23 protein-coding genes are annotated in these 24,096 nt (G+C 42.0%); 12 read left to right on the top strand and 11 right to left on the bottom strand.

Going from position 1 to position 24,096, the window contains the following annotated elements; all coding sequences use genetic code 11:
* Nucleotides 1-101: 101 nt before the first annotated feature.
* A complete protein-coding gene (rmf, locus tag QQL66_RS11965; protein WP_284381657.1) occupies nt 102-299 on the bottom strand; it encodes a ribosome modulation factor in 198 nt (65 codons plus the stop codon).
* A gap of 348 nt (nt 300-647) precedes the next feature.
* On the opposite strand from rmf, the gene QQL66_RS11960 reads away from it, so the two are divergent.
* Nucleotides 648-1,409 (top strand): sulfite exporter TauE/SafE family protein, encoded by a 762-nt coding sequence (locus QQL66_RS11960; protein WP_284381655.1) that lies wholly within the window; start codon nt 648-650, stop codon nt 1,407-1,409.
* On the opposite strand, the gene QQL66_RS11955 is transcribed toward QQL66_RS11960, so the two are convergent.
* Complete coding sequence (locus QQL66_RS11955) at nt 1,410-2,003, bottom strand: DNA-3-methyladenine glycosylase I (protein ID WP_284381653.1); 594 nt, start codon at nt 2,001-2,003, stop codon at nt 1,410-1,412.
* Nucleotides 2,004-2,125: 122 nt separating this feature from the next.
* Here QQL66_RS11955 and QQL66_RS11950 point away from each other — a divergent pair, with 122 nt between their 5' ends.
* From QQL66_RS11950 to QQL66_RS11915, 8 genes are all read left to right on the top strand, one after another.
* Nucleotides 2,126-3,085 carry a LysR family transcriptional regulator gene (locus QQL66_RS11950; protein ID WP_284381651.1) on the top strand — a complete coding sequence of 320 codons (960 nt, stop codon included), beginning with the start codon at nt 2,126-2,128 and terminating at the stop codon, nt 3,083-3,085.
* 375 nt (nt 3,086-3,460) lie between these two features.
* Nucleotides 3,461-4,126 carry an O-methyltransferase gene (locus tag QQL66_RS11945; RefSeq protein WP_284381650.1) on the top strand — a complete coding sequence of 222 codons (666 nt, stop codon included), beginning with the start codon at nt 3,461-3,463 and terminating at the stop codon, nt 4,124-4,126.
* 44 nt (nt 4,127-4,170) lie between these two features.
* The gene (locus tag QQL66_RS11940; RefSeq protein ID WP_284381649.1) at nt 4,171-5,421 is read left to right on the top strand and encodes a DsbA family protein; all 1,251 of its coding nucleotides are present in this window, start codon (nt 4,171-4,173) and stop codon (nt 5,419-5,421) included.
* Nucleotides 5,422-5,433: 12 nt separating this feature from the next.
* Nucleotides 5,434-6,996, top strand: coding sequence for an NAD(P)H-hydrate dehydratase (locus QQL66_RS11935; protein ID WP_284381648.1), 1,563 nt, complete (start codon nt 5,434-5,436; stop codon nt 6,994-6,996).
* 118 nt (nt 6,997-7,114) lie between these two features.
* On the top strand, nt 7,115-7,315 hold the full coding sequence (locus QQL66_RS11930) for a hypothetical protein (RefSeq protein ID WP_284381647.1): 201 nt from the start codon (nt 7,115-7,117) through the stop codon (nt 7,313-7,315).
* 83 nt (nt 7,316-7,398) lie between these two features.
* Nucleotides 7,399-7,641, top strand: a complete 243-nt coding sequence (locus QQL66_RS11925) for a hypothetical protein (protein ID WP_284381646.1) — start codon at nt 7,399-7,401, stop codon at nt 7,639-7,641.
* Between the two features lie 41 nt (nt 7,642-7,682).
* On the top strand, nt 7,683-8,993 hold the full coding sequence (locus tag QQL66_RS11920; protein WP_284381645.1) for an HDOD domain-containing protein: 1,311 nt from the start codon (nt 7,683-7,685) through the stop codon (nt 8,991-8,993).
* Nucleotides 8,994-9,068: 75 nt separating this feature from the next.
* Nucleotides 9,069-10,370, top strand: a complete 1,302-nt coding sequence (locus tag QQL66_RS11915; protein WP_284381644.1) for an HDOD domain-containing protein — start codon at nt 9,069-9,071, stop codon at nt 10,368-10,370.
* A gap of 75 nt (nt 10,371-10,445) precedes the next feature.
* Here the strand turns inward: QQL66_RS11915 and QQL66_RS11910 are convergent, their stop codons facing one another.
* The 7 genes from QQL66_RS11910 to QQL66_RS11880 all read right to left on the bottom strand — a co-directional run bounded on the left by QQL66_RS11910 (nt 10,446) and on the right by QQL66_RS11880 (nt 18,571).
* A complete protein-coding gene (locus tag QQL66_RS11910; protein WP_284381641.1) occupies nt 10,446-11,216 on the bottom strand; it encodes a TIGR04219 family outer membrane beta-barrel protein in 771 nt (256 codons plus the stop codon).
* A 121-nt stretch (nt 11,217-11,337) separates the two neighbouring features.
* A complete protein-coding gene (locus QQL66_RS11905) occupies nt 11,338-12,993 on the bottom strand; it encodes a sensor domain-containing diguanylate cyclase (RefSeq protein WP_284381640.1) in 1,656 nt (551 codons plus the stop codon).
* Nucleotides 12,994-13,157: 164 nt separating this feature from the next.
* The gene (locus QQL66_RS11900; protein ID WP_284381639.1) at nt 13,158-14,288 is read right to left on the bottom strand and encodes a hypothetical protein; all 1,131 of its coding nucleotides are present in this window, start codon (nt 14,286-14,288) and stop codon (nt 13,158-13,160) included.
* A 32-nt stretch (nt 14,289-14,320) separates the two neighbouring features.
* Nucleotides 14,321-15,607 carry a sensor histidine kinase gene (locus QQL66_RS11895; RefSeq protein WP_284381637.1) on the bottom strand — a complete coding sequence of 429 codons (1,287 nt, stop codon included), beginning with the start codon at nt 15,605-15,607 and terminating at the stop codon, nt 14,321-14,323.
* A gap of 94 nt (nt 15,608-15,701) precedes the next feature.
* Nucleotides 15,702-16,382 (bottom strand): response regulator transcription factor, encoded by a 681-nt coding sequence (locus QQL66_RS11890; protein ID WP_284381636.1) that lies wholly within the window; start codon nt 16,380-16,382, stop codon nt 15,702-15,704.
* Nucleotides 16,383-16,588: 206 nt separating this feature from the next.
* Entirely contained in the window at nt 16,589-17,383 is a 795-nt protein-coding gene (locus tag QQL66_RS11885) for a hypothetical protein (RefSeq protein WP_284381634.1), read from the bottom strand.
* A gap of 153 nt (nt 17,384-17,536) precedes the next feature.
* Complete coding sequence (locus QQL66_RS11880; RefSeq protein ID WP_284381632.1) at nt 17,537-18,571, bottom strand: AraC family transcriptional regulator; 1,035 nt, start codon at nt 18,569-18,571, stop codon at nt 17,537-17,539.
* A gap of 231 nt (nt 18,572-18,802) precedes the next feature.
* On the opposite strand from QQL66_RS11880, the gene QQL66_RS11875 reads away from it, so the two are divergent.
* Genes QQL66_RS11875 through QQL66_RS11865 form a run of 3 tightly spaced genes read left to right on the top strand, consistent with a single transcriptional unit; the run spans nt 18,803 to nt 21,582 of the window.
* Nucleotides 18,803-19,735 carry a metal-dependent hydrolase gene (locus tag QQL66_RS11875; RefSeq protein WP_284381631.1) on the top strand — a complete coding sequence of 311 codons (933 nt, stop codon included), beginning with the start codon at nt 18,803-18,805 and terminating at the stop codon, nt 19,733-19,735.
* 45 nt (nt 19,736-19,780) lie between these two features.
* Complete coding sequence (locus QQL66_RS11870; protein WP_284381629.1) at nt 19,781-20,635, top strand: M24 family metallopeptidase; 855 nt, start codon at nt 19,781-19,783, stop codon at nt 20,633-20,635.
* Nucleotides 20,636-20,649: 14 nt separating this feature from the next.
* Nucleotides 20,650-21,582 (top strand): alpha/beta fold hydrolase, encoded by a 933-nt coding sequence (locus QQL66_RS11865; RefSeq protein ID WP_284381628.1) that lies wholly within the window; start codon nt 20,650-20,652, stop codon nt 21,580-21,582.
* Nucleotides 21,583-22,069: 487 nt separating this feature from the next.
* Here QQL66_RS11865 and QQL66_RS11860 read toward each other — a convergent pair whose 3' ends face one another.
* Together QQL66_RS11860 and QQL66_RS11855 are read right to left on the bottom strand one after the other, a co-directional pair.
* Nucleotides 22,070-22,537, bottom strand: a complete 468-nt coding sequence (locus QQL66_RS11860) for a nuclear transport factor 2 family protein (protein ID WP_284381627.1) — start codon at nt 22,535-22,537, stop codon at nt 22,070-22,072.
* A 43-nt stretch (nt 22,538-22,580) separates the two neighbouring features.
* Nucleotides 22,581-23,978, bottom strand: a complete 1,398-nt coding sequence (locus tag QQL66_RS11855; RefSeq protein ID WP_284381626.1) for an NAD(P)/FAD-dependent oxidoreductase — start codon at nt 23,976-23,978, stop codon at nt 22,581-22,583.
* Between the last annotated feature and the right edge of the window lie 118 nt (nt 23,979-24,096).

Genomic DNA, 24,096 nt, shown 5'->3' with positions numbered 1-24,096 from the left:
TGCGGGGATATGGGCGATCAGAGATCATGATGAAGCGCCAATAGAAAAGGGGCTTATTCAGCCCCTTTCACCTCATTTACTTATACTGTGATGATAAATCATCAAAGTGGAATTTTGTGGACCCCAGAAACACCTGTCATGCCATCCCATTGATCTGAACGGCCCTCTCGCCATCCGCATAGCCAGTTATGTCTCAGCACTGGGTTTTGAGGTGCCATATCTTTGGACTTACCCATCACTCCAGCAGTGTAACCCTTGTTGAAAGCTCGGCTTGCTTGATCACGTTTCTGTCTTCTCATCTATTTTTCCCCTTTTGGTCTTATGTGATGAAAAGTTGTCTTTGCCCAAGTGGTATCGACTTGGTACTAAATATTAATACCTGTTCTGAACAAACTGTTCTAGAAATATTTTGATCTTAGAAACATATTTGTAATGCAATTTTAATATTTACCAATTCGGAACTTTTTTGCTCAAGCGTGAGTTTACTGAGCTAAAAGGCATTCAGAGACTTTGAGAATATTGTTTGTGCTTGTATAGTGAAAAATCTGCCTTCAGATGAGCGGTATAAAGAATTCAAAAGTTGAGAAATAACTCAAATTCTTTCCATAAATGGCCTACTTTCTTTTTCTCAGAGTCCGATAAAAACTATGGATTTTCTCTTACAAGAACATATTTTGATTGCTGTTTGCTTGTTCCTGGTTGGCGGACTTGCCGGATTCATTAATGTCATGGCAGGAGGTGGATCCGTTCTAACGTTAGGCAGTATGATTCTCCTTGGCATTGATCCGCAGGTTGCAAACGGGACAAATAGGGTTGCTCTGGTAGCTGAAAGCGTATCGGCAATTATTGCGTTCAAAAGAAAACTTCAGAACGACATGATTGATAGCTTCAAACTGTCTCTGTGGACCATACCTGGCGCTGTGATTGGTGCATTTTTCGCTGTAGAGATCCCAAATGATTGGTTTCAGCGAATACTGGTGATTGTCATCCTGTTTGTCATAGTAACGATTCTTATGCCTCTGAAATTGCCTGAGGAACGTTCTTCAGATAATTATTCCCCGTTGTTCTATCTCTCTCTTATTTTTACTGGATTTTACGGTGGTTTTATTCAGGCAGGAATCGGTTTCGTAATCATGGTTACGTTCCGACAGTTAGCCGGAATGAAGCTACTTGAAATTAACATTCACAAAGTTTTTCTTGTCTTGATCTATACCATCCCAGTGCTGGGAGTGTTTATCTGGACGAATAACATCGATTGGTTTTACGCTTTATTTTTAGGTGCGGGAAATTTCATTGGCGCATGGTGGAGTGCTGGTGTGGCTGTTAGAAAAGGGGAGCGAGTGATCAAGATTGTGGTAGCCATTTCGATGCTAATCATGGCTACCAAGTTGTTGATCGACTCTTTTTAATTACTTAGAGAGTAGAAAAAAGTTTTTACTTTCCTGAAGGCATTCTTCGTAGCTAATGCAATCAATCAGATGGTCCTGAACCATGCCGACAGCTTGCATGAATGCATAGCAAATAGTACTTCCTACAAATGAAAATCCGCGTTTTTTTAAGTCTTTAGACATCGCGTCGGACTCAGGAGAGGTTACAGGAACATCGCCTATTGAAGGCCATGAGTTGATGATCGGGTGGTATTCAACAAAAGACCAAATATACTTTGAAAAAGAGCCAAACTCGTCTTCAATCGCCAAATAGCCTTTGGCATTCTTAATGATTGACTGGATTTTTAATTTATTGCGTACAATGCCTGCGTCTTGCAGTAACTGCTCAATTTTTTCATCGTTATAGTTACAAATAATTGTCGGATCAAAATTGTCATACGCTTGATAGTAGTTATCTTGCTTTCTGAGGATCGTTAACCAACTTAAACCGGCTTGTTGGCCGTCCAGGCAGAGCTTGGCAAATAAATCCCTGCTGTCCGAAACAGGTCTTCCCCAGACGTTATCATGGTAGTCTTGATAGTCGGTGTCTGTACTGCACCAGTCACATCGTTTCATCTGTTTCTCTTCCTTGCTGTTTATGCAGCTAGCTTATCTACTCAACCATCAACATGGAACCACTAAGGGCTTTTGGTATAAAATAACTCAAACTTATATGGTTCTATAAAGGTATTTTTATTGTGAATGTCGGCCGCATTGATTTAAATCTGCTCGTACATCTGGACGTCTTGCTCAGAGAAAAAAATGTAACCAAGGCAGCTGAGCAGCTTGGCATCACACAACCAGCTATGAGTAACGGCTTGAAGCGGTTGAGGGAGTTATTTCAAGATCCATTACTTATCCGCACATCAGAAGGTATGACCGCTACAGAGCGGGCTAAGGAGCTTCAGCCGCAAATCAGAGAAATACTTTCTCGGGTTGATCAAGCGGTTCAGCCGATTGTGGACTTTCAGGAAGCTGACAGTAATCGTGTTTTTCGTATCATGGCGTCTGATTATGCTGAATCCACGCTCATGCCTGAAATGCTAAAAGAAGTTCGTCAGAAAGCTCCGAATATCACGCTCGACGTATTAACGCCAAGTGATGTGAGTTTTGCTGATGTGGAACAAGGTCGTGTTGATATGGCCATTAACCGCTTTGATCACCTGCCACAATCCTTCCATCAAAAGACCGTCTGGACAGACAGTTTTTCCTGCATTATGAGTCCTGAGAATCCAATCATTGAGGACTTCAACTTAGAGAGTTATCTATCCGCAAAGCATATCTGGGTAAGTAAAACAGGTGTGGGTGTGGGCGTTGGTGTAAACCCTAGGCAAGTACAAAAACTAGGTTGGGTGGATGAAGCGTTGGCTAAGATCGAGAAAAAACGGAACATCAGTGTTTTTACTCGCCACTATCAAATTGCGATCTTACTCGCTCAAGATAACGACTTGATTGCAACTTTACCTACCAGAGCCGTTGGATTGAATTCAAAGTTAGAGAAATTGGTTATCAAAGAACCACCGTTCGAAATTCCTTCATTTGAATTAAAAATGGCATGGAGCCCGCTTTTACATAGCAATCCTGCTCATATCTGGATGAGAAACCTGATTACGAAAGTAGCAGAGAGAGTGATGGAAGATAGAGGTGAGGAAAATTAATGTTTTGGCAGGAATTCTAGCGATGCTAGAAGATTCTTGCCAATATTGAGTTACTGCTATTTGATCGAGAACTCCGCAGTGGAGTAGTTTACTTTACTTCGAAGATTCACTTACTGAAATAGTTCTTTTCGGCTTAGTAACACGACCGTAGCAGATAATGCCATTACGCATAATTGCCTCCTTGGTTTTTAGTAATCCAGTTTAAAAGTGCATTATTACACTTTAATTATCGTCTATATTTTCAACAGCTTTAGATTAACTGTTGACTGATAAGTTCAATTTATCAACTATTTATCGCAATTACTTCTCCAAATCGTTGATACTTCCCCTAAAATTGATCTAGTACAGCTAATTAATAAGACAAAGGAATGAAAAATGACTCAGATGTCAGGTGTAATGGACTCAAAGTTGTATGAATACATGCTCAGCAAAGGTATTCGTGAATCTGCGCTATTAACGCGTTTAAGAGAAGAAACTGCCAAAGATCCTCTTGCCAGGATGCAAATTTCCCCTGAGCAAGGGCAGTTTATGAAGTTACTTGTGTCGATAGTTCAACCCCAAACTATTTTGGAAATAGGGACTTTTACTGGCTATAGCAGCCTATGCATGGCAATGGCGTCTAACGATGATTGCCACATTACCACTTGTGATAATGATGAAAGCTGGACTGCTATTGCTAAACGTTATTGGCAAGAGGCCGGAGTGGAACAGAAAGTTACCTTAAAGCTTGGTGAAGCACTTTCAACACTTGATTCCTTGGCTAATGAAGGAAAGTCCAATTCTTTTGATTTGATCTTTCTTGATGCCGATAAAGAAAACTACCCGAATTATTTCATCAAACTAAAAGCGTTATTGAAAGTAGGCGGGCTACTTTTAATCGATAATGTATTTTGGAGTGGTAAGGTTGCAGACTCGTCTGATGTCAGTACTGCTACTTCTGGAGTTCGGGAACTCAACGATGCGTTGCATAAAGATAAGGACTTCGAGATTTCAATGATCCCTATCTCGGACGGATTAACTATTGCGAAAAAACTCGTATAACCAAATAGTTGGAGGCTTTTATTAATAAATTACTTGAAAGCTATTTGGCAGAACTTATCTGTTCGAAGCGACTATACAAACTTCGCCATAATGCGTCTGAGCTAGCTCGAAAGATCAGCAGAAAAGGGCATCATGCAACCTTTTACTTTGACCTTGAAGATCCTTATTCCTACCTGATGCTTCCTGTTGTCGAAGAGCTGGAAATTGCATTTCAGATCAGTTTCGACATTCAGGTGGTTGCGCCAAGAGACGCGTCACACAGGCCCGAACAGGAAGCCTTAGAGCGTTACGCAATGCTCGATGCCGGGTATTTGGCTCAAGCATGGGGATTAGAATTTCCGACTCTGATCCCTAATCAGAAACGCTTAAGGACAGATGCCTTAAGATTGCTGTTGTATGCCAGATCAACCACTGCTGAATGGATTCAGTTAGCTAAAGAAACTTCTGATGCATACTGGCATGGTGACTTTGCTCGCATTCATAAGCTGGTACAACAAAATCGCTTGCTTGATGCCTTTGATGTGCCGGAGAAGCTCAAAGAAAACACAGATCGACTCTACAAAAGAGGGTTCTATCTACCTGCATCAGTATTTTATCGAGGGGAATGGTATTGGGGCTTAGATAGGGTATACCTTCTACGTGACCGCTTGAAAAATATGGGAGCGCAGGAACATCAAACACTGCTTTATCCTGATTGGGGGAACGTCAGGGTGCCTTCTCGTCCAAATGATGACGTTAATCTATTTTTCTCATTCAGAAGCCCTTATTCATACATTGCAATAGCCAGAATTGCACTCAACCCTGATGATTACCCTCTAGAAAAAATTCATCTAAAACCTGTGCTCCCGATGGTAACTCGTGGTCTGCCTGTCCCAAAAGAAAAGAAGATGTACATTCTGAAAGATGCGGCTCGTATAGCCCATTTTGAGGGAATTGAATTCGGACGGGTCAGAGATCCATTGGGCAAGGGGGTAGAGCGAGCAATTTCCATTTTTTTGAATACACCAGAATCAAAACGGCTAGACATTGCGTTTCGGCTGTTAGGTGATATTTGGGCGAGAGGGTGCAATGTCGCTTCTGATAGCTACCTAAAACAAATCGCCGCTGAATTTAAATTGTCTGAACCCGCTATTTTGAATGCACATGCAAGTAGAGGATATGAGCTAGAGGCAGACGCTAATCGTAAGGTATTGAGTCGTTTAGGTTTGTGGGGTGTGCCATCCTTCAGTAAAGGCAGGCTTGTTGCCTGGGGGCAAGATCGTATGCCGTTGATTTTTGAAAAGTCATTTAAATAAGGAATCAGAGGTGTGATCAAAGCTCTTTCTTCTTCATATCCAGAGCATTTTAATCAATCCCTATATACCGCGCAGCAAACGCGAGATATTGATCGACTGGCCATAGATACGCTCTATTCCGGAAATGGCTATGAGCTAATGAAAAAAGCTGGTCACGCGCTGTTCCAGTTTGTTCGTCAGCAATACGGTGATGATTATCATTGGATTATTTTTTGTGGTCGCGGAAACAATGGCGGGGATGGTTATGTTGCAGCCAAGTTGGCTTGTGACCATGGAATATCTGCCACAGTAATTCAAATGGGTAACATTGAGGATCTGCCAAATGCTCTTCAAGGTGAGGCGTTAAGTGCTTTTATTGATTTACAGCGCTCTAAAATTAGCCCCGTATCTTTTACTGAATACCAAACTATATCGTCTTCATCTGATCAGCCAAGCCTGATAGTAGATGCAATGTTGGGTACAGGTCTAACAGGAGACGTACGAGGGGAATATTTGGAAGCCATTGCTTGTATTAATGAGTCAAATTGCCCCGTGGTATCCGTAGATATTCCATCCGGTCTTTCATCCGACACAGGGCAGATCTTAGGTGCAGCTGTAAAAGCTGATCAAACTTTAACCTTCATAGGAATTAATCAAGGCTTGGTAACTGGACAAGCAAAGGCTTATACCGGCTCGCTGTATTATGATGAGCTCGCCATACCTGCCTCTTTAAAAGATAGTATTCAGTCCTCTGTTAAACTGTTATCCCCCCATTCTTTTCCCACAGAACTTTTCAGACGAAACCCAACAGACCATAAGGGCGATTCAGGTAGAGGACTTTTCATTGGTGGCTCTGATGGAACCAGTGGCGCAGCGCTATTGGCATGTGAAGCTTCGCTACGTTCTGGAATTGGCTTGTTGTCTGCCATAGTAGGGAAAAATGCTGTTCAACCCATGCTAACGCGTACACCTGAGGTAATGGTTAGAGGCTACGAATCCGACCTTCAAAATCAAGTAAACCTTCTGGCAGAGAAGAGTGATGCGATAGCCATTGGGCCGGGCCTAGGTATTGAGGCCAGTGCAAAAAAAATCTTGGAGACTGTATTAACTCTGAAGAAGCCGACGCTTATTGATGCTGATGCATTGAACCTCTTATCAAAATATCCTGAGCTTTGGGATGCACATGGTCACGAACACTGTGTGATGACGCCACACCCACTGGAAGCTGCACGTTTACTAAATATTTCTGTTGAACAAGTGGAGTTGGATCGTTTCTCTGCCTGTATGGAGCTCACGAAAAAATTCGGTTGTACGATTCTCCTAAAAGGCAGTGGAACTCTTATTTCCAAAAAACAGAACAATGTATTTGTTTCATATTTCGGCAATGAGGCAATGGCGACAGGCGGTATGGGGGATGTGTTGTCTGGAGTTATTTTGGCTTTTCTTGCCAAGTCCAGGAATTGCATCGAAAGCACTAAATTAGCGGCTTTCGTTCATGCAATGGCGGCGGAGCAGGCTTCAAACCAGGGAATCATCGGGTGCTTACCTACTGATGTTTCAAACAATATTCGACTGGTTATAAAAGAAACACTTTAGAAAATAATGTCTTATCTGAGTAATTTTAATGGTTGCCATTTAAATGACACTCATCTTTAATCCTCCTTAAATAAAAATAATCAACTATAAATAATAAAGATCAACAAGGGTGGATACGATGGATATAGCAATCTATCGCGTGGGCGAAGAACTGTTCCTGCAGGCAAAATCAAAAATCTTTCGGGTTGTTGGTAGAACGACTAAAGAGTTCAGATTTGAATCAACGGACACGTTACCTGAGGATGCAAAGCGCCTGGGTGATCATCACATGTGGGCCATTGCTTCTAAGCTTCCAGATGAATTAATTAACGCGGCTTAATGTACCCTAGAAGGGGACTTGACCGTTTTGTTAATTTATGTAACTTTATTGCCTAAATTAATACATTTGTTTGATATATGGTTATGCCACTGATACTTATTGGTTCGTTCTTATTTGGCGTTTTACTTACTTGGTTCATTCTCAAGCGACAGTACCAAGATCTTCTGAAAAATACATTGAGTGAAGCCACCCAGAATTTAGCCAATGAAGTTACGCGGCTAACAACCGCTGAAAAAGAATATCAACAAAAAATCGCTGATCTTGAGTATTCATTAAGGGAGCGAGAAAAGGACATTGCCGCCTTAAAGAGCAACAGAGATAACTAAATAGATTACCACCAAAAACAATAATAAAAGCTGGAATCCTGATGTTTGCATTATTTCGGAGTAGAAAGCGTAACTTTGTTGCGCCAGAGGTAACTCTCGAAGTACTTGATCAATTTTATCCTATTAGTGCGCTTTCACAGCACCACAAGATACTTCTCTCTGCAAAAGCAAAAATTGTACGTATCAAGAAAGGCAAACTCATCACAAAAGTCGGTTCGACCGATAACTATCAGTACTATCTCTTGCAGGGCAAAGCGCTACTCAAGGCTCAGGATGGTAAGTCCAAGGCGATTACAGCAAGTACAGCTGCCGCACGGCATCCTATCGCAAACCTACAACCACGCAGATATTCTGTCTTTGCAAAAACCGCTGTAACACTGCTTGTGTTTGATAGAAACGTGCTTAGTAGTTATTTTGAGCAAGCAAAAGAAGTCTTTTCCCCCGTTCAAAATAATGAGTCATATACTCCAATTCTCTCTACAACTCCGTTGGATACAGCAGTACAGGCTGTTCTGGATCACTTTGAACATGATATTTCAACGGGGCGGTTCATTTTGCCCAGCATACCTGAGGTAGCTTCTCAGATCGTTGAAAGTCTTGATGATCCTGATATCAGCGTGAATAAAATCGCCAGGAAAGTAAGCCTTGATCCAGCCATTGCCATTAAATTGGTCAGTTGTGCTAATAGTCCGTTGTTTAGAGGGACTAGGGAAGTCACTTCTTGTGAAGAGGCGATAGTCCGTATTGGGGTAAGAACCACAAGAGACCTGGTGAAAGTATTTGCTGTGCGTGACCTCTACCAGTCTAAAACCCCAGAAATTCAGAAGCGCTTAAGATCTCATTGGAATGTAAGCAAACAGGTGGCTGCTATTGCTTATATTCTCGCTCGATTGAATCGAACTATTGATCCAAACCAGGCAATGCTTGGCGGTGCAATTCATAATATTGGCGTTGTCCCAGCACTGCTTTATGCAGAACAAATGCCGGAAGTCCTGGATCGATATGAATTAACGATTGATGAGTTTGTAAACAAAACCAAGACCCAAATGGGCGTTTTCATGCTGAAGCATTGGGAATGGCCAGACCAACTTATCGATGTGGTCTCTCATGCAGAGAATTGGTCTTATCAATCAAGCAACCAATTTATCGATATGACGGATATTGTGATCGTTGCAAATGCTCATCTCAATATTCTGAGGAAGTTCTTAACCTGCCCACCTTTAAACGAAATATCGTCGTTTTCCAAGCTATCAATTAAGTTAGGTTTGACGCCGGAAAAGAGTATTCAGATTTTGGTGAACGCCAAGAAAGAGCTTCAGTCAGTTACATCTACGATTGCCTTTCCTAATTAATTTTTAGGTTATTTTCTATACAGCATTTCTCGCATACTTGTCTATCCTTAACTCTAGGTTAGAAGAGGAATGCATATGTTCTCATTCAGGAAGAAAAGCGATTCGGTACCGCAGGCCAGTACCAAAGCTACCATCTTGGATTTAAAGAAATTTAAGCCACTAAGAGACATGGGAAAAAAGCAATTGGTTCTTCTTGAAGCGAAGAATCAGTTGCGGAAATACAAGGATGGCGAACGCATCCTTGAACGGGGCTCAAGCAATAATATTGAATACTTTTTGCTGTCAGGTTCTATCAGAAAGGTTGCTAAAGACGGCAAAGAGAAAATCATAAAAGCCAATACGCCAGATGCTATTAATCCAATCTCACACCTTCAGCCCCGCCAGTTTGATGTGTATGCCAATCCGGAATGTACATTAATCGAGATTGCCTGGGATGTAATCGCGAAATTCTTTACCCAATCAAAAATACAAGAAAGGGTTGAGAATCAAGTTATCTACGTTGACCTTACATCACCAACCCTGATGAAGGATCTTATCCATCGATTTGCCAATGATGTTAAACGAGGAAAATTCATTCTCCCAAGCATGCCAGAGGTTGCCCATAAGATCGCACAGCTAATTGATGATCCTGGCTCTACATCTTCGCAAGTGGCAAGAACCGTATCTATGGACCCGTCTATGGCGGTAAAGTTGGTTAGTACAGCGAACAGCCCACTCTTTAGAGGGGCCAGGGATATCACTAGCTGTGAAGAAGCGGTGACTCGTATAGGCTTCAAAACCACTAAGCAACTAATACAGTTATTTGCATTAAGAGAGCTTTATACGGCAAAGAATAAAGAAATCAAAAAACGCTTTCGCGCACACTGGGGAATATCTCGAAGAGTCTCGGCCATTGCTTTTGTGTTGGCGAAGTGCGTGAAAGGGGTGGATGAAAACGAAGCTCTATTAGGTGGCATCGTTCAAAACATTGGTGTTCTGCCTGCGCTTGTGTATTTAGATTCTATACCAGGCATTCTTGATGGAAGTCTTATTGATATCGATGAGTTTATTAATAAAACCAAGAATGTCATGGGGGCTTACATGTTACGGGAATGGAAGTGGCCTAGAGAATTGATTGAGATCGCAGCACACGCTGAAGATTGGAATTACCAGCCTGATGTCGAACGCATAAATATGACGGATGTACTGATCATCGCAGAGGCGCATCTGAATATCATTCAGAAGTTCCTAGTGAATTGTCCGCCTTTACCAAATATAAGCTCTTTCAATAAGTTAGCACATAAACTTCAACTAACACCTGATAAGAGTATTGAAATTATTTCTGCGGCAAGAAACGAAATTTCCGCAGTTGAATCAACCATATCTATGCCAGCTTAGCGTCAATCTGAAGAGAAAAAGGAATATAAAAAAAGCCCCGTTTTTGGGGCTTTTTTATTTACTATCCGGCTAAGTTTAGAAATCAGCCTTAATAGCTAAATATGGGCCAGATAATGTAATATCAAACTCATAATCATCAAGATCATCAGCATCAATAACAAAATGACGATAGCCAACCTCACCACCAATAAACTCTAGCGGCATCCAACCAATCGCAGCCTGAGCGTCATAAACGGTGACATCACTGACAGATAATCCGTTTACATTCACATTTGCATAGACATTAGTGAACGGCAGATCAAACTGAGCATTCGCATACAACAAAGGAAGCGGCGTTGAGAAGCTTACATCTGTACTTACTGTGCCAGTGCTTTCTTCAACGGCTAGATCAATGTCTAAATAGCGAACCGTTAAACCTACATCTGCCTGAACCCAATTATCAAGCAGCTCATAGTACATGGTGAAATCGTACATATCAGTTTCGAAGTCAGTTTTAATGTCGGTATTGGCTGTGAACGTGGTGTCTTCGAAGATGATGGTTTTGGAAAGTGTATTTTCTTCGTGAGTATCAATACTTAAATACGCGAGCTTAATGTTCGGTAAAACAGGAATAGGGTGTTCGAATGCAATTTCAGCGAAACCAATGGTTTCACCATCGAAACCAAGATCGTCTTCAATATCGATTTTAGTTCCGCCATTGTCTGTGTCTGTAAATTCTCCCGAATAATCCATGAGCCACGCGCCAACACGACCATGAACACCAATGATATCGGCTTGAGCGACTGCAGTTGAAAGTACAAGAGAAGAGGCCAGAAGACCTTTATAGAGAAGTCCTTTACTTGTCATTATTATTTCTCGCTAGTTAGTTATATGCCTTTATTCTAGACATCTTATCGGCTTGTTGGTATTTAGAATTAAGTTTTAATTGTATCTATTTGTTTCGTAAAGAAAACTGTTTGTTTGGGTGTTAACTTATCTCCGAGTCCTTCGAGTAGCTTACAACTCGGTTTCTTCCTGCGTGCTTTGCAGAGTATAGCGCTTGGTCCGCCGCTTTTAATAAGGCTCCCGGATTACAAAGCTGTTCATTTAATACTGCAATTCCAAAACTACAAGTGACATGAAACATCTGGTTTTCACAGACAAATTCCAGGTTGGATATATCTGTTTTGATGCGTTCGAGAAAGCGTAGGGCAGAGGATTCACTGCAAACAGGCAGTAAAATACAAAATTCTTCTCCCCCCAATCTGGCCAAAATGTCAGACTCTCTTACCGTTTCAACCAGATAATTTGAAAGCCCAACCAGTACATCATCACCAACATCATGCCCCCACTTATCATTAATGGATTTGAAATGATCAATATCCAGCATGACGCAAGCCAATGGGGTTGAGTAACGGTGCGCTCGTTGAACTTCTTCAGATAGGCGTTCGTTGAAAAAACGACGATTATACAAATTAGTTAACGGATCTTTGAGCGACAACTCTTCAAGTTGCTTATTGGATTGACACAGTTCTTGTGTTCGTTCATCTACCTTAGCCTGCAGGTTCTCATTCAGGTCTTTTAACGTGTGAACGATGTTGGTTAGGTGAGAAGATAGATCCTTTACTTCCTGCCAGCCTTTTGAGGAAGGAAAGTTTTCGAAAGAGCCCTTGCTGACTTTATCTACATGGAACTTGAGTCTTTCGATAGGGCTTGAAATGTATACAGATAAGATAATACCAACGACGATCGCCACAATTAAGATGATTGACGCCAGTGTATAAATAAACGATGTATTCTGGCTAATAAGACGATTTACTTCTTCTTCATTGATTTTCGCAACCAGCCCCCAATCGAGTTCTTTTAGGTACCGTGTAGATGCCAGAACAGGTTCGCCCATGTAATCAAGAGCGTTATTCATGATCAACTCATTGCCACGGAGAGCCTGCACAATGGGGACTTCCTGGCGAGTCTGTTCCACGGTTCGTTTAAACGAGGCCCGGTAATCATACTTCAGTGGAACAGCAAACAGAGCATCACCATTCGAATCCCTGACTGCGATTAACCACTCTCCGGTCTCGCCCAGGCCTGTCCGATCCCGTACTAAATCGGTAACGAAGTTCGCCATAAAGGTGAGTCTCAGATAGCCCACTAAGTCATGATTCAATAAGAGAGGAGAAACCTTTCTTAAGACAAGCTGCTCGTTTTCAAGTTGAAGTCTTAGCTGGGAGCTGTTGCCCACAGATAAATCTAAGGGCTGAATAGGAGGCTGTACCGGAGTGGACGCAACTAATTCTCCGTTGGGGTCGAATATTTGAATGTCCTTCAGATGATCAAGCCCATATTTAGCATCATTAATAATTTTTGTGAGTTTCTTTTTTTGCTTGTCTGAACGAGTAGTGTTCCACTCGTCCAGGCTAATCCTCATTTGAGTTCGGCTTGCAATCAAAGATGTACTGTCTTCAATTCGATCGACTACACCCAGTATTCTTTGCTTTGCTATCAAAGATAGGGATGCCAGATGCTCGGTAAAAAGTGCTCTATGATGCTCACCATAGTAATGATTCAGATATTGAAGTCCCACGAACAGAGGAATAGCCGAAAGGACTACAAAAACTAAAATTAGAAGGTGCTTAAGTTTCATCGGGATAATCCCGGATACATTTATTGAAAAATATGAACCAAGTATAGACGCTGTGGGATACTCAGGTGAGGTGTGTATACAAATTAGTAGGTTAGTTCACAAACATCATCTCTGTTAAGTTACATCAGTTAATTCATCTGCTTAATTAGATCGGTGGCATTAGTTTAGAACACAAGTCCTAACTCTAGATCAACGCGAGTCGTTATATTTTCATTGTCCTGTATTTCTTTTTGATCAGAATGCCATAGAGCAACACCTATATAACTTGAACCTAAACGGTAGTGAAGCCCACCGTATACATTGTGAATGTCATCAGACTTTTCACTCTCCAGACTTCTGTCATCTTTGATCAGTTCACCGCCAAGTGTGAAAGCCCACTGCTCATTAACCTCAACATCCATTCCTAAATTAAATTCTTGCGTTTTAACGGTACTGGAAGTTTCTTCACTGTTGAGTTCTGAATATCCGTAGTTAAAAAAGGGGGTAAGCTGTTCAGTCAGGTCAAAAGACATCGAGACGCCTATAGTCATCTCTGAGTCCAATGAGGGGGCAGTCGATTGAATCTCTCCAGCATAGAAATCATACTTGAAGTATTCATACTCAACGCCAATGGCTGTGCTGTCGTTTCCCCATTCCAGAACGGCATTTAAGTTACTGGCCTTTTGAATGAATTCCTGATTATCGGTTGTTATTTCATCCAAGTCCGCAGAGTAGGCCAAAGCTATTAAAAGGTCTGAAAACGTCGTTATAGAGAACTCTAGGTAGGGTTGTGATTCAGCAATGTTACCGTAATCTCCTGTGGCATCCTCACCTAGATTAGTCATATATTCATTGCCTTGATCTATTCCACCTACCTCAAATAAACCTGCACGAAACCCTACGCCTGACTCATCATGGTTTAACGCTACAAACGCAGCCGTAGTTTCAGATGACTCCTTGGTACTTTCCCATTCATATTTGCCACGGATACTCCAACCATGCTTTTCGGGCAGAGCAACTTGGAGGACAGGAGTTGCTTCAAATTGCGTTAACGTGTGGTCGGTGCCTTCGGTGTTATTTTCAACCAGAATATGGCTGTAACTTCCATAAAGCTCCACACCAATACAAAGTACGGCTTGCTCAGTTGCTTCCAGTTCATTTTCAACACAACTGCCATCATCACCATACTGAATTTGAATGTCTGATGGCTCTGAGTTTGTATTCGCCGATACGGAGAAGGGACATATAGCTATAAGCAGTACAATAAACAGTACAGAAGGAAGGACATAACGGGTCAGGTGGTATTGCGCGCTCATGTTGAGGCTCTCTTACAGCAAGTTTGCTGAAACTAACGATTCATCGGTAGAGATATTTCAAACACGCTACTCAGCGATTGTTTTTGTCTGAGTTTTATGTCTCCACCATGTGCTCTTGCCACAGCTCTTGAAAAGCTTAACCCTAGTCCACAGCCATCTTTTGTGCGACTGTGATCACAACGATAAAATCGGTCAAAGATGCGATCCTTATCTGAATCGGGAACGCCAATGCCGGTATCGGCGACTGTGACAATGGCGTCAGAATCGTGCAAAGCCAATTCAACAATGATTTCGCCATGCTCGGGCGTGTATTTCACTGCATTATCAATTAAATTTGCGAGCATTCGTTGTAGGTTGTGTTTATTGCCATAGATAGAGCAGTTTGGGGCAAGATGGGTGGACAATTGAATCTGCTTCGTTTCAGCAACAGGGCCATACAGCTCGCATGCGTCCTCTGTCAAACTGCTAAGATTTACTTCTTGTGAATTAGGTTCTCGAACACTTGCTTCGGCTTCAGCTACATCTAACGTCATGTTGATCATAAGCAGGAGGCGATCGCACTCTTCCAGCGTATCTGATGCGGCTTTTTCGTAATCTTTAATCGTGTGTTTGGAAGACAGTACCGATTCGGAAATGGCTCGTATTCTTCCGAGAGGGCTTCTCAAATCATGAGCAATGTTATCTGTCATTTCTCGCATTTCAGAAATTAACTTTCGGATCTGCTCCGCCATCTCATTGAACTTATTGGCCAACTCTGTGATTTCATCACCATGAGAGTGAACAATGACACGACGGTCTAACCGACCATTTCCGAGATCATCCACAGCACGACTTACTTCTTTAATTCCGCTGACGGCTTTCCGGGACATCCACCAACCACTGAATGCCCCTAAGGGTAAAACAAAGCCCAAAATAACCACGCAGATCCCAAGTAAATCATTCAGTAGATTATCGCGTTCTTCCATTGTCTCACCGAGATAGATCAGAAGGTCGGGACCGATTAATCCTGCAGCAGTGAAAACCTCAGAATTCTCCTTAGTTAACCGGGCTATATGAACGTCACCTTCACTGTTTGAAAGCAGGTCATAGAGCACATCAGGTGTTGTTAGATATTGCCAGTTCGAAAGTTCAGACTGCAAAAGAACCGTGCCATCTTGTTTCGTTAACCGGATAAAGAATTGCTCTGGATCTTCAGTCAGTATCTCTTGATTGACTTCCCTCAGAAGAGTAGACATCCCCTGTTCTTCGTATATCTCTTGTAACTCTTCAATATCGCCGGTGAGATCCTCTTTCATATTTTCGTTAAACGTAGAGCTCATAAAGAGATACAGACCTAGAAAAATCATGCTGAACAGGATGAGGAAGGAGACCGTATACCAAATTGTTAATCGGGTAGATAACTTGGCCGGTTGTCTAATGCTGTTCTTTAAGGACATATCCCAAGCCTCTCACTGTATGAATCAATGGAGAGTCAAATCCTTTGTCTATTTTTTCTCGTAACTTACTAACTCGCGCTTCGACGACATTAGTTCCTGGGTCAAAGTGATAATCCCACACGCGTTCCATAATCATGGTCTTGGAAACCACGTGGCCTTGATTACGAAGTAAGTATTCTAATAACGAAAACTCCTTCGGCTGTAAGTCAATTTTTTTACCACCTCGGACAACGCCACGTGATAACAAGTCAATTTCTAAATCTCTGTAGGCAATTGTTGTTGGCTCAACAACATTACTTGATCGTCGTAGCAAAGCTTCGACTCTGGCAAGCAATTCACTGAAGGAGAAAGGCTTTGTCAGGTAGTCATCACCACCGTGATGAAGTCCACTGATTCGTTCATCGACTGAACGCTTTGCACTTAAAATGATGATGGGTAAGTTAACTTTTCGACGTCGAACCAAATCTATGATGGATAACCCATCCAATTTCGGCAGCATCAAATCGACAACCGCAAGGTCATAACAACCGGACAGAGCATGACTCAAGCCGGTTACTCCATCATCAGTATGATCAATACCATAACCGGCTTCTCTCATTCCCTTGCAAATCAAATCTGCAATGACTTGGTCATCTTCGATGAGTAGAATTTTCATCATTCATGCCATCAAATAAATGCAACCTGAGTCTATTAATGGTAGTCCCCAAACGGTTGTCTGTCGTTAAGGATAGACCGCTTTATCAGATGCCTCACTAAGCAACCCAAGGCGTCAAACTAACATTAGTCGACTCAAATGCACACTACGTCGAAGACAGTTAGCTTCATAAACTAAATCAATGAGTTAGATTATGAAGCTAATGTGTTTTATTCAACTTCAAAGCAGCTTTCAATGGCTGTTTGGTTTCCGTTGGTAGCGCGAACCAACACTTCAAACTTAAACTCATCCGCCAATTCAATAAATCCATCAGGAACAGAAAGCTCTGTGACGTCTGGGGGCAAATCAACGCTGTAAACATATGTTTCAGGCTCTTCGATTTCCACAACCAATTGGTACATCTCAACTTCAATATCACCTGATGTACCAAGGCTAGGGTGGTCACTGGTGACAGGCACCCATGCGATCACAATGGGTGCAGAAACAACAGGAACGTCTTCATCGCAATCTTCAGAATAGTCTTCACCTGATATAGTAATACCACTCGCTGGCGCAGGGATCACGTGAGACAAATATACTTCGCTTTCTAATTCCTCATCTTCGAGGCTAACGCCTTCTACCTCATAGGTACCTTCAGGAAAACGTTCAAAGAACTCAGAGGGATCTAGTTCGTCGAAGCTGGGTTCAGCACTTTCAAAGAAAAATTCCGTCATGCCTTGCTGTCTGAGTCGGCCTTTGATTCTCGCCTCAAGCATATTTTTTTCATTAGGGTCTTCAATTTTAAGATATTTCCAGGCGTCACCATCGATCAGTCCATGAATACCTAAATCGCCGTCTGTATCATTCAACTCAAAATAGATACGTGCTTCCTCAAAGGGCACTTCTTCATTGTCATCATGCCCATTGGCAAAAACAGATGAGGGTTGAACTGCCATGCATACAGAAATAGCCAGTGAAGTCATTGGAAATTGGGTTTTGTTTAACCAATCAAACCGAATGTTCATTGTCATTATCCTCAGTGGATAATTACTGAAAGTTCCTAACCTGATGACTAAAAAGGGGCTTCCAAACGCCTATCATCACATTTAAATAGTACGTCTCATATTTCATGGCAGGTTTATCGCAAGATTACCAAATGGCAAAGTAATGTGTGTTGATTAGGAGGGTACCTGAATTTTCTTCCTATATTCCGTTGGTGTAGCACCAGTGTGATTTCGGAATGCGCGAGTAAAGTTAGCCGCATCGGTGTACCCCAGTTCCTGTGCAATCTGACTGATACTGTATTTATCTTCTTCAAGCAGGTACTTGGCTTTCAGAGTGAGCGTGTCATTAACTATGTCACGGAAGCTGGAGCCCTCCCGTTTCAAAAACCGATGCAAGGTTCTTACGCTGATAAATAACTCTCTGGCGATTTCCTCCTGTGTTAGCTGAGTTTCTCCTTGATGATGAAGTAAACGACGTTGAATACCAGAAGTAAGGCTTCGATCAAGAGTCGGTAGCTGCTCCATCAACTCATCGCATTGTTTAATGCTCATATTGAATGAAACTTGATTGGCTAAGGGGAGGGGGAGATTTAATACATCCGTCGGAATGAATATTTGATTGTGCTGGCATTCGCCTTGTATGTCTGCATCCATCATTTGTGCAAATTCAAAGTGATAAGGCTCTAGCTTGTGTTTAACTTCAAGCCGGACCTTAGGCATTTTGTCTAACAAGACAAACTGAGCCATTGTATAAAGGCTCGCTAAGGACGCTTCCAAAAGTGCTTTGCCAGCATTTGTCGAGATTGGATAGGTTAATTCAAGTTTGATCGCTGCATACGCAGATTTTTCTTCAACCTGAATATCAAGCAACGGCAACACAATAGGCATGTATTGATTGGCGATACGCAACGCATCACGAGCTGTGGGACTGCTCAACGCAGCATAACCCACAATGCCAAATGCACTAAGGTTTAATTGCGAACCGTATTCCATAATCAAAAATGGACGGCAGAGCTGGCTGATGTTTCCAACCAATACCTCTAATTGACTGACACTGACCTTATAGTCATCCGCACCGAGTGCTGATTCTGGAATGCACGTTCCTCTGAGTAATTCACATAAGTCAGCACCTTCCTCTACTGCCGTTCTGATCAATGGCGGGAAGTATCTGAAATCAAAGACTTTATCGTTTGGGCCGAATCTAAACATCTCTACATAATACAATGGCACATAAAATTATGTAAATTATAGCGCATTGATTTTTTAATTAACTCAACGTAACTGTGACCTTGTCCGAAAATGATAGATTCTTGGCAAAAACTGACCTGCTTGAACCTCAGGATTACATGAGAATGAAAAAATCCAGATTCTTATACCTTCATAAGTATCAGGAACTTCTCTTTCCATGTAACGATTCATCTAACTGAAGTGAGGTGTGGCATGAGTGTTACTGATTCAAACATTTCAAAAATACATTCCAAAACGGACGTCCATTTAATTCAACGCAAGGTGTCGTTCGACTATTCCGAAACACCTTTGCACTGGATTCCTGATGATCCCTACAGTAGCCATTTTATTAGTGTAATTCACACAATTTTACCCGCAGGAGAGTTCTTCTTTTGCCGTCTATATAACAAAGCGCTTCCTTATATTGAAGATGAGCAACTTCGAGAAGACGTTAAAGGGTTCATAAAGCAAGAGGCTATGCATGCTAGGGCGCACAGCGCTGGTCTTGCTGAATATTTGGAAACTCATGGTCTCGATACAGACGCATTCGTGAAAAAAGTGGAATGGATTTTTGAACAGCCTCTAAGCGATAAACCGTTTGGTAAAAACCTGCCTAAGTCACTAGAAAAACGCTGGTTGGTACTTAGATTGGGGTTAATTGCAGCCATTGAACACTTCACTTGTGTACTAGGAAAGTACGCACTGGAGAATAAAAACTGGGATCAAAAAGATGCGGATGAAACCATATTGGATATTCTGCGTTGGCACGCGGCGGAAGAAATTGAGCACCGAAATGTGGCTTTTGATGTTTATAAGTACATGGGTGGTAACTATGCCGGTCGTGCACCGCAGATGGCATTGATTTTCACCGGGTTGATCGGCCTGTGGACTATGGGGGCGACTCACCTGATGAAGCAAGATCCAACCATCAAAAAGCATAAAAGCCGTCTGATTGGGCGTTCATTCTGGAAGGAGTGGCGTCACAAAGCGAAGAAGGGAAATCTACCCTCATTAAGCTGGCTAGCCTTTCAGTCAGCGCGATATTTATCCCCGAGTTATAACCCGTCCACAGAAGCAGACACCCAGCAAGCAATTGATTATCTGGCGCATTCTCCAGCTGCCCAAAGGGCAGAAGCCGTTGCTTAATAAACAATAAATATCACAACGTGATTCGAATTTAGGAGATACAAAATGCAAAAGATAGCCAATTTTAACCAACATGAACTTGATCGCTTTAAAGATGTTCAAGCATTAGCGTACGAGTCGGTTCAGGCGGTAGAAAAGCAGTTAACTGAAGGAATGACCGAAAAAGAAGCCGCACAATTAATCAAAGAGTATCTTGATGAACGAGGGGTTGATAGCTATCTCCATAAACCCTTTGCCTGGTTCGGTGATAGAACTGCATTTACAGGGTTTTGGTCTGATTTTCACTTTTTCCCAACCAACAGAAAGCTGGAAAAAGGGATGCCTGTCATTTTAGATGTCGCACCAACAGTTGGTGGCTACACAGCAGACATTGGTTATGCGTTATCATTCGGACAATCCAATCCTGTACTTGAGCAGATTCAGAATACGCTTCTTGATATCCGAGAGTACATACTCAAAGCTACGCTTGCAGAGAAGACGTTTCAAAAGATCTATTTTGATGTTGATGAGATGATTTCTGATGCAGGTTTCCGAAATGCTCATCAAGTTTACCCTCGTCGAGTGCTAGGCCATCGAGTCACTAAAACGCATCAGAGCCTCTACGATAATGTTTCCATATTCGGGTTCAGTAGCCGTCAGTTGCAATGGCTGGTCCCTGGTATTGTTAAGGGGCTGTTTCGTCAGCGATCTCCACTATGGAACGATTTAAGAGAGTCTGATCATCCACCTCTGCCAGGAACATGGGCAATTGAACCACATCTCGCAAGCCAGGATGGACAGACAGGCGCAAAGTGGGAAGAAATCTTAGTCATAACCGAGGAAACAGCCTACTGGTTGGACGATAATGTACCTCACGTGACTCAAGCGAAGTCATCGGCACTTCAAACAGTGGCAGCGTAGAGAAGGGGGCTTGCGTGAAAGAATTAACAGTAAGTAGCTATGATGTTGAGCTGTATGTACAGGTGCACGGTAGCGAAAATCAGCCAACAATAGTCTTTCTACATGGTTTCCCGGACTGTCATAAGACCTGGCATCATCAGGTAGAAACATTAAAAAAAGATTTTCAGGTTGTGACTTTTGACATGCGTGGCGTTGGTAGCTCGACTTGGTCGGCTCAGCGCAAAGCGTATCGAATGAATAATATGTTGGCTGATATTGAGGCAGTCATCAATGCGGTTGTTGGCAAAGAAGGAAAGGTTCATCTTGTCGGGCACGACTGGGGGTCGGTCATAGGTTGGTCGTTTATCTCAGAAGCCTATTATGCACGAAGGGTGCTTTCGTACTCGAGTATGTCTGGCCCTCATTTAACATTGATGCTTGATTGGGCACGAAGAAACCTTTTGTCTTTGCAACCGACAAGGCTGGCAAGAGCGCTAAAGCAAGGGGCTTTTTCGTGGTACGTGTACTTGTTTAATATCCCGGTATTGCCTGAATCTATATTCAAAACCATTGGTAAAACCGTATGGAAAACCGTTCTTACAAAGAATGGAGTGGCTACGGATGATATGTATCTGGACGCAACCCAGGAAGATATTGAGAAAATTTGTCTCAACCCAATTAACCTGTATCGACAAAATCCGTTGAATCCTCCAAGTATTCCAGGCGAGAAAAGCATAGCTGTCCCTGTACAGTTAATTATTCCAACGGAAGACAACTTCATTTCAGACAAGCTTTTTGAATTCTACGATGAATATGTGATTGATCTAACAAGGCATACAGTTGGCGGTAAGCACTGGGCACACCATAGCCACAAAGAGAAATTTAATCAGCTGATCATTGATTTTGTGAATAGCATTGAGCATGGAACAAGATCAGGCATTCAACCTGAATCAGAGAAAGTGGCGTAAGTTCAAAGTCACATCACACAAAAATGAGCTCTATTAATTCATTAAAACGGTACGTACTGAAAAACGGATTAAGAAGAGCTCTCAAGCAACAAGCACGTCATCCGTCATCAACAGTTTTATTCAAATTAACGCATAGAGTAGGCATCTTGGTGAACCCGCTAACTGAGTAGTTCTCACAAAATACATAATTTAACATAATATATATTATGCGTAGTATTATATTGATCGTGTCAGGGGCTTTACTGGGATTTACTTAGCTGTATCCCAAGTTATATGGGCGTTTGCTGCATTAGTACCACTCGCTATGACTACACCAACAGCATGATCTGAGTGCACTGTGATAATTATGTAAGCCCTTATTGAGTTCGACATGAGTTAGAAACTAGTCACAAGATCTATTGATCTCAGCTATCTAAAAATGATATTCAAAATGAGTCATACCATAAAACTCTGACTGCATTGGTTAGCATGTGACTGCGACATTGTTTTAATGATTTGACTTGCCTCGAATAAACTTTGGTAATATCGCTTTTCCATAAGTTTGCTTGCTGATAATTTTCCCTTTGTGATCAAAGATAAAGTAATCTATACCTTCCCAGTAAAACTGCTGTCCATACCAAAGCCTCAATCCCCAATAAATGATTTTATTGATGAAATCTAAACCTTGGCTGCCCAACAAACTATGCTGGCAGTTCCAAACAAAACACACGGCTCGATTTTCAGCATCAATCATCAAATGCTTAGATTCAAAATTTAAATTGCCATAGGCACCGTCAAAAAGCCTTTGTAATGCCTGTCTAATGTTCTTTTTTCCAACTATGATGTTTCCACCAAGCTCTCGATACTCTGCGTGTTCCGCGAAATACTCAACAACAGAATCTAGTCTTTGCTGCGTAAAATCATTACTGAAGTTGTCTAGTATCGTTTTCAAATTCAGGGTTGTCTCTTCACTCATAATAGCGGTTGCTCAGTACTTTTTATGCAAATCCAAAGGTTCGTTATGGCTTTAAAGGTAATCCCATTTTTTTCAAAAGATAAAACCAGGCATCTCTCCATCCGCCTTTAACCTTATAGGTGTCTAACGCATAAAAAGTAAGTTTTATGCCTATCCATCTAAATGGCTCTGGAGGAATCCAGGCTGGGACAGCTTTAGTAAATGATAATTGACGCTCGGGGATCTCTTTATCGTCCACTATTGCCAGGGCAATTCGCGCTGCGAATCGGCTCGCAGTCACTCCAAATCCTGAATAGCCACCGGCATAGATCATTTTTCCTTGGTAAAACTGCTGATAATGCACGGTCATTCGATTAGTTAAGGCAATGGGTCCACTCCAGGCATGTGATATTTTTATTCCTGCTATGGTTGGAAACGTTGTGTAGAGCGCCTGAACCAATCGAACATAAGGGGCTGGTGATTTATCATAGATTGGGTCAGTGTTATTACCGTAGAAATAACCCAACCGACCTCCAAAAAGAATGCGGTTATCTTTGGTTAACCTCATATAATTTAGCTGAGATCGAGTATCAAATATCCCTTGCCTATTAGCCCAGCCTAATTCAGAAAGTTGTGTAGAGGTTAAAGGCTCAGTCATTACAATTCGGTCACGAATGGCTGCAACCCGGGCTCTTATTTTCTTCTTATGTCGTGTAAATGCATTAGTAGCCAAAATCACTTTCTTTGCCTGTATGCTCCCATTTGGTGTATGTACTCTTACACCGTCCTTTTCACTAGTACTTGAGATCATTGGCGTATGCTCATAAAAGATAACACCTAAATCTTTTGCTACGCGCTTTAACCCCCAGGCAAGCTTGGCAGGATGAATTGTCCCTGAGCGCTGCTTAGACCAAAGGCCTTTTATAAACGTTGGGGCATGAATCTCTTTTTGAAGGGCCTCTTTTTCAAGTAGATATGCTTCGTGACCGTACTGTGTATACAGCTTATATTCATTTTCGAGGTCACTGACGCCCTGCTCGTCCATGGCCACGATGAGCTCTCCAGACCATTCAACATCACATTCTATGTTATATTTCTCAATCGTCCGGCGAAACTGATCCATGTTTTCCTTACCCAGCCGTTCCAGCACATTCATTTCATCTTGGAAGAGTCGATCTGTGTTCTCCATTCCATGCATCAATGAAGGTGATAAAATTGCGCCCGGTCTACCTGATGCTCCTATAGCAGTCGTATTCGCCTCAATAACAACTACACTACGATTAGGTTTTTGTTCTTTTGCCTGAACTGCACTCCATAGTCCTGTAAAGCCACTCCCCACTATCAGTAAGTCTGTCTTAATGTGCGTCTTTAGATTCTCTTCAACATTAGGGATATTAGGATCATCTAGCCAAAACGGAGTGAATTTGGTGTCCTCCAAAGCAAGTTTTACTTGTTCAATCACTGTATCTCCTCTCTCATCCATATATGTAAATTCGCACTAAAATTAGCCAGGCAGAGCATACAGCCCACAGCAAATGAGGTGCCTTATTTTTGTACAGATTAATATTTAAGAGAGTTTA

The organism is Litoribrevibacter albus (assembly GCF_030159995.1).
In the GTDB taxonomy this organism is placed as follows: Bacteria; Pseudomonadota; Gammaproteobacteria; order Pseudomonadales; family Litoribrevibacteraceae; genus Litoribrevibacter; species Litoribrevibacter albus.
This window is presented reverse-complemented; position numbering and strand designations above follow the sequence as displayed.

Bases quoted from the DNA above. Each gene is read 5' to 3' on its own strand.
- QQL66_RS11890 (WP_284381636.1), bottom strand. From the start codon at position 16,382: ATGATGAAAATTCTACTCATCGAAGATGACCAAGTCATTGCAGATTTG.
- QQL66_RS11925 (WP_284381646.1), top strand. From the start codon at position 7,399: ATGCCACTGATACTTATTGGTTCGTTCTTATTTGGCGTTTTACTTACT.
- QQL66_RS11875 (WP_284381631.1), top strand. From the start codon at position 18,803: ATGAGTGTTACTGATTCAAACATTTCAAAAATACATTCCAAAACGGAC.
- rmf (WP_284381657.1), bottom strand. From the start codon at position 299: ATGAGAAGACAGAAACGTGATCAAGCAAGCCGAGCTTTCAACAAGGGT.
- QQL66_RS11900 (WP_284381639.1), bottom strand. From the start codon at position 14,288: ATGAGCGCGCAATACCACCTGACCCGTTATGTCCTTCCTTCTGTACTG.
- QQL66_RS11885 (WP_284381634.1), bottom strand. From the start codon at position 17,383: ATGAACATTCGGTTTGATTGGTTAAACAAAACCCAATTTCCAATGACT.
- QQL66_RS11930 (WP_284381647.1), top strand. From the start codon at position 7,115: ATGGATATAGCAATCTATCGCGTGGGCGAAGAACTGTTCCTGCAGGCA.
- QQL66_RS11960 (WP_284381655.1), top strand. From the start codon at position 648: ATGGATTTTCTCTTACAAGAACATATTTTGATTGCTGTTTGCTTGTTC.
- QQL66_RS11895 (WP_284381637.1), bottom strand. From the start codon at position 15,607: ATGAGCTCTACGTTTAACGAAAATATGAAAGAGGATCTCACCGGCGAT.
- QQL66_RS11915 (WP_284381644.1), top strand. From the start codon at position 9,069: ATGTTCTCATTCAGGAAGAAAAGCGATTCGGTACCGCAGGCCAGTACC.
- QQL66_RS11905 (WP_284381640.1), bottom strand. From the start codon at position 12,993: ATGAAACTTAAGCACCTTCTAATTTTAGTTTTTGTAGTCCTTTCGGCT.
- QQL66_RS11880 (WP_284381632.1), bottom strand. From the start codon at position 18,571: ATGTTTAGATTCGGCCCAAACGATAAAGTCTTTGATTTCAGATACTTC.
- QQL66_RS11870 (WP_284381629.1), top strand. From the start codon at position 19,781: ATGCAAAAGATAGCCAATTTTAACCAACATGAACTTGATCGCTTTAAA.
- QQL66_RS11920 (WP_284381645.1), top strand. From the start codon at position 7,683: ATGTTTGCATTATTTCGGAGTAGAAAGCGTAACTTTGTTGCGCCAGAG.
- QQL66_RS11945 (WP_284381650.1), top strand. From the start codon at position 3,461: ATGACTCAGATGTCAGGTGTAATGGACTCAAAGTTGTATGAATACATG.
- QQL66_RS11955 (WP_284381653.1), bottom strand. From the start codon at position 2,003: ATGAAACGATGTGACTGGTGCAGTACAGACACCGACTATCAAGACTAC.
- QQL66_RS11860 (WP_284381627.1), bottom strand. From the start codon at position 22,537: ATGAGTGAAGAGACAACCCTGAATTTGAAAACGATACTAGACAACTTC.
- QQL66_RS11910 (WP_284381641.1), bottom strand. From the start codon at position 11,216: ATGACAAGTAAAGGACTTCTCTATAAAGGTCTTCTGGCCTCTTCTCTT.